Here is a 741-nt window from a genome sequence, read left to right on the forward strand (position 1 = left end):
TGCCGATGAGTCCGTCCAGAACTAGCCGGAATCGGTGCGACCCCGCACAGATGAGCTAATGCTGCCTCGGAGTGAATCCGGCTTGGATTATCCCCCACACTGACAATCAGATCAGCAGCCACCACGGCGCCACACCCAAATATCGAGGTCACATGCGGATTGATCATCTCAACCAGGATACTGATGTGTTTTTCCAGCTGCGTGCCCTGTTTATGTAAATCACGATAGGTGGTGGCGAATGTCTTCAACGCGAGGAGCACCCCATTTCTGGGATCGGCCAGGTCAGCTGATGGTCGGCACCGGGACAAGGCCTCCACCATGACCAGTGGGGGCATCGCACTATAGCGGCGTCGAATCTCATCGGGTGCTGTGACCAGCAACGATTTGATCGTTGTCATTAGTTTCGCTGCTGTCATCACGAGCTGACGGCGGGTGATCTGCAACCCACGGAGGGATTCCACTGGCCCGGAAGTGTCTTTCGGGATGCTTAAGGCTTCCCCGGTGAGCACCTGGCGGGCGGCAGCGACAGCATCAACGGGGTCTGATTTGCCGTCCCGACGTCGAACGGCCCGGGTAGGGCGTAAGACTTCTACGACTGAGTATTTCTGGGTGCGAAGGTGGCGTGTCAGGCCTGCTCCATAGGAGCTGGTTCCTTCCACACCGACGGTGGTGACACCGTAGGTTGCCATGAACTCTGAAATCGCCACGTAGCCAGGGTTGGTGGCGGGGAAGGTGTCGGTG

1 protein-coding gene is annotated in these 741 nt (G+C 58.0%); it reads right to left on the bottom strand.

Annotated features, from left to right (window positions below):
• Window positions 1–741, bottom strand: a 741-nt coding sequence (locus tag DDE13_RS22600; RefSeq protein WP_111406410.1) for an IS110 family transposase, incomplete at both ends; no start/stop codon positions are given.

Source organism: Meridianimarinicoccus zhengii (assembly GCF_003254465.1).
GTDB lineage: Bacteria > Pseudomonadota > Alphaproteobacteria > Rhodobacterales > Rhodobacteraceae > Meridianimarinicoccus > Meridianimarinicoccus zhengii.